This window comes from Sphingomonas trueperi (assembly GCF_011927635.1).
GTDB lineage: Bacteria > Pseudomonadota > Alphaproteobacteria > Sphingomonadales > Sphingomonadaceae > Sphingomonas > Sphingomonas trueperi.
In genome coordinates this window covers 1-1,275 of sequence record NZ_JAATJB010000039.1, presented here as the reverse complement: position 1 = coordinate 1,275, position 1,275 = coordinate 1, and the positions used below count along the sequence as shown (strand labels likewise).

At 63.0% G+C, this 1,275-nt stretch carries 1 protein-coding gene; it reads right to left on the bottom strand.

Going from position 1 to position 1,275, the window contains the following annotated elements; translation table 11 throughout:
• Positions 1–34: 34 nt before the first annotated feature.
• Positions 35–1,206, bottom strand: a protein-coding gene (locus tag GGR89_RS21980) for an IS3 family transposase (RefSeq protein WP_167713200.1) whose coding sequence is annotated in 2 segments (ribosomal slippage) — positions 35–939 and positions 939–1,206 — 1,173 coding nt in all. Because the reading frame shifts where the segments join, the coding sequence is not laid out codon by codon here.
• Positions 1,207–1,275: the final 69 nt, after the last annotated feature.

Sequence of the window (1,275 nt, the reverse complement as noted above, 5' to 3'; positions counted from 1 at the left end):
TGGACTGCCTGCGACGACTGGTCCGGTTGCATAGTTAGTTGATGCGCGCCTGTGATGCCAGCCTGGGCGGGAGGCGTAGCGTAGCGGAGCCGATCGGCCAGGCTGGCATCTTCGCAGCCTCCGGCGCCGGCGGACGATAGCCCAGACTGCTGTGCGGGCGCAGTCGGTTGTAATGGTCGCGCCACCAGCCGGTGACGATCCGCACCTCCTCGAGGCTATAGAAGATCTCGCCGTTGAGCAGTTCATCCCGCAGGCGGGCATTGAAGCTCTCGATATAGCCGTTCTCCCATGGGCTGCCCGGCTCGATGTAGAGGGTGGTGACGCCGAGACGGCCGAGCCACTCGCGGACGGCGTTGGCGACGAACTCGGGACCATTATCGGATCTGATATGCTCGGGCGGCCCATGCTCGATGAACAGATCGGCCAGTATGTCGATTACGTCGTTTGACCGGAACCGGCGCAACGGCACCATCGCCAGGCATTCCCGGCTGAACTCGTCGATGATGTTGAGCATCCGGAACTTGCGCCCATTGTGCGTCTGATCCTCGACGAAGTCGTAAGACCAGACATGCCCGCGGTGTTGCGGGCGAAGGCGGATGCATGATCCGTCGCCCAGCCAGAGGCGACGGCGCTTCGGTTGCCGCTTCGGCACCTTGAGACCCTCCCGCCGCCAGATGCGCTCCACCACAGACAGGCTGACCTGCCAGCCGGCATGACCCAGCAGCGCATGGATGCGGCGGTAGCCGTAGCGGCCATAATCCTTTGCCAGCGCGACGATGTCCGCCGTCAGCCGCTGCTCGTCGGCATCGTCCTTCGGACGGTGACGCTGCGTCGAGCGATGCTGACCGAGAACCTGACAGGTCCGCCGCTCCGATACCGGCAGCACACGACGGACCTGCTCGATCGCTTCACGGCGACGGGAGGGGCTCAAAAAGTCAGCTTCGACGCCTCTTGCAGGATCGCCTTGTCCAAAGCGAGATCGGCCACCAGCTTCTTCAGTCGGGCGTTCTCACGTTCCAGATCCTTCATCCGTCGCGCCTGATCTACCTTCAGGCCGCCGTATTCCTTGCGCCACCGATACAGCGTCTGCTCCGAGATGCCGACCTGCCGGCAAGCCTCGAGCGCTGTCGATCCCCGCCCAACCAACACATCCACCTCACGCAGCTTCGCAATGATCTGCTCCGGCGTAAACCGCTGACGTCCCATACCAATCTCCAATTCTCACGCCCCGCAGGGCTCTCTTCAGAATTGGACCAGTTTTTCCAAGGCAGACCA